Genomic DNA, 3,034 nt, shown 5'->3' with positions numbered 1-3,034 from the left:
TCGACGCCACCGTGGATGCCCCCGCACCGTTCACCATGATCGACTGCGAGGCTGGTTCCCCCGCCGCCCCCGGCGCCTGTGGCTGGTACCGCGGCGGGACGCACGACGCCCCCGACCCGACCTTCCACGACGGCCCGCGTGGCGCAGGCGAAGTCGTCCAGGTGACGCTGCGGTTCGCGCCGGGCTCGGTTGCCTCGAACGCGGTGCTGACCCATCACTGGACGCTCGATCGTGCGCTGTCCCTGAACCCGTTGCCGCTCGGGCTCGCGGCCATCGTCGCGCTCGCCGGCCTGGGCGCGCTCTACTACCTGTCGCACCGCCTCCGGCGCGAGCCCTCCCCGGATCTGACGCCCACCATCGTGGGGAGCTTCCGGCCTGTGGGCCCCGGCCGCAGCGAGTTCGAGGTCTCCGACGGGGTTCGCCCCGGACAGGTCGGCACCCTCATGGACGGTCGCGCCGACCCGGTCGACGTCACGGCCACGTTGGTCGATCTGGCCGTGCACGGCTCGCTACTCATCCGTGAGTTGCCGCGGGGCCGGTTCGCGCAGGGCGACTGGGAACTGCACGTGCGCGAGGAGAACCCGCGCGAGCTGCGACCGTTCGAGGCCACGCTGCTGGGTGCGCTCCAGCCCGCGGACGGAGCCCCGGCCCGGGTGTCGGAACTGTCGGGACGCATCGGGACGGTGCTGCCGCGGCTGCAAGGCGAGCTGTACGACGATGTGGTCGCCAGCGGGTGGTTCGCCCGGCGCCCCGACGTGCGCAAGAACGCGTTCGCGACGGCCACCTGGGTCGGCCTGGGAGTCGCCGCCGTCCTCGCCGGGCTGCTGATCGCCTTCACCGAGTTCGGCCTGCTGGGGCTGGTGCTGGTGGCGCTGGCGGCAGGGTTCGGCTGGGTCATTCAGGATGCTCCGGCGCGCACCCTGGCCGGAATCAAGGTGCTCGAGGGGCTCGACATCCTGCGCGGTCAGCTCCTCACCCAGCCGACCGACGAGATGCCGCCCACCAAGGCGGAGACGGAGTTGTCCGAGGTGCTCCCGTACGCCATCGTGCTGGGCGGGCTGGGTCGCTGGTTTGATGGACTGGCGGCCACCGACACCGATCCCGACCCGGACGAGACCGATCTGAGCTGGTATCACGGTCCCGCCGGCTGGGAGCTGTCGGACCTGCCGGAGTCGCTGCGGCACTTCATCACCACCGTGGAGGGTCGCCTCCTCGAACGCTGACCCGGACGCACGAGGGCCTCACGTGTTGCCTGCTTTGGGAGCAGGAGACCGCAGGCGCTGACCCGGACGCACGAGGGCCCCGCACCGGGATCGGTGCGGGGCCCTCGTGGTGTCAGGGACGCCTCACAGCTCCAGCCCCGGGTAGAGGGGGTTCGCGTCGAGCAGCTCGGACGACGCCGCCTTGGTGCGCTCCGCGACGCCGTCGGCCAGGGTGTACTTCGCCTTGCCCGGCTTGCCCGTGGACGCCGTGACCGGGGTGGTGTTGGCGAGCACGTCGGCGATCAGCGCGGCCACCTGGTCGAACTCGGCGGCACCGAAACCGCGTGAGGTGAGGGCGGGCGTCCCGATGCGGACACCGGAGGTGTACCAGGCGCCGTTGGGGTCGCGGGGGATCGAGTTGCGGTTGGTGACGACGCCCGCATCCAGCAGGGCGGACTCCGCCTGGCGGCCGGTCAGCCCGAAGGAGCTCTCCACGTCGAGCAGGACGAGGTGGTTGTCGGTGCCGCCTGTCACCAGCCGGACGCCCCGCTTGAGGAGGCCTTCGGCCAGCGTCTGGGCGTTGTCCGCGACCTGCTGCGCGTAGGACTGGAAGTCAGGCGTCCGCGCTTCGGCGAACGCGACTGCCTTGGCGGCCATCACGTGCGACAGCGGACCGCCGAGGACCATCGGGCAGCCCTTGTCGATGAACGGGGCGTACTCGGGGGTCGACAGCAAGAAGCCGCCTCGCGGGCCACGCAGGCTCTTGTGGGTGGTGGAGGCGACGACGTCCGCATAGGGGACCGGATTCTCCTCGCCGGTGAACACCTTGCCGGCGACCAGCCCAGCGAAGTGCGCCATGTCGACGAACAGGGTGGCGCCCACCTCGTCGGCGATCTCGCGCATCTTCGCGAAGTTCACCCGACGGGGGTAGGCGGAGTAGCCCGCCACCAGGATGAGCGGCTTGAACTCGCGGGCGGCGGCGAGGAGCTCGTCGTAGTCGATGAGCCCGGTCTCGGGGTCGGTGCCGTAGGAGTGCTGGGCGAACATCTTGCCGGAGATGTTGTGGCGGAAGCCGTGGGTGAGGTGACCGCCGGCGTCCAGGCTCATGCCCATGACGCGCTGCTCGTTGAACGTGCGGCGCAGCTCCTCCCAGTCGGCCTCGGTGAGGTCGTTGACGTTCTTGGCTCCCAGGCGCTCCAGCGCGGGCGCCTCGATGCGCTTGTTCAGGATCGCCCAGTAGGCGACGAGGTTGGCGTCGATGCCGGAGTGGGGCTGCACGTAGGCGTATTCGGCCCCGAACAGTGCGCGGGCGTGCTCGGCGGCCACCGACTCGACGGTGTCGACGTTCTGGCAACCGGCGTAGAACCGGTGTCCGATCGTGCCCTCGGCGTACTTGTCGCTGAGCCAGTTGCCCATGGTGAGCAGCGTCGCCAGCGAGGCGTAGTTCTCGGAGGCGATCAGCTTGAGCGAGGCGCGCTGGTCGGCCAGTTCGGCGCCGATGGCGTCGCCGATGCGCGGTTCGACGCTGCTGATGATCGACAAGGCTTGGGTGTAAACGCTGGACGCGGTTGCGGCGTGGTCGGACACGAACATCTCCTGTGCAAGGTCGTCGGTGCCGACAATCTATCAACGTGCCACTTCCGCCCCGACCCCGTGGCGCCCGGCGGACGCTGAGGCCAGCCGCGGGGGTCTGGTGCGCCCGCTAGGTTGGTGGTACCCCCAACCCCACGACCAGAGGTGACCATGGCTGACCAGCCCCAGGACGAGAACCGACCCGACGATCAGAGCGCGCCCCCTGCGGCGCAGCCCAGCGAAGCGCCTCCTGCGGCGCA

The 3,034-nt window shown here is 70.5% G+C and carries 2 protein-coding genes; one reads left to right on the top strand and one right to left on the bottom strand.

Annotated elements, in window-relative coordinates; all coding sequences use genetic code 11:
* A partial coding sequence (locus V7E09_RS05455) for a DUF2207 family protein (protein WP_442956844.1) occupies positions 1 to 1,223 on the top strand: 1,223 nt, incomplete at its 5' end.
* Between the two features lie 123 nt (positions 1,224 to 1,346).
* Here V7E09_RS05455 and V7E09_RS05450 read toward each other — a convergent pair.
* Positions 1,347 to 2,789, bottom strand: a complete 1,443-nt coding sequence (locus V7E09_RS05450) for a glycine hydroxymethyltransferase (protein WP_442956843.1) — start codon at positions 2,787 to 2,789, stop codon at positions 1,347 to 1,349.
* Positions 2,790 to 3,034: the final 245 nt, after the last annotated feature.

It is taken from the genome of Propioniciclava sp., assembly GCF_036744435.1.
Lineage (GTDB): Bacteria > Actinomycetota > Actinomycetes > Propionibacteriales > Propionibacteriaceae > Propioniciclava.
Note: the sequence above shows the minus strand (reverse complement) of the source record. Positions and strands in the feature narration are given on the sequence as shown.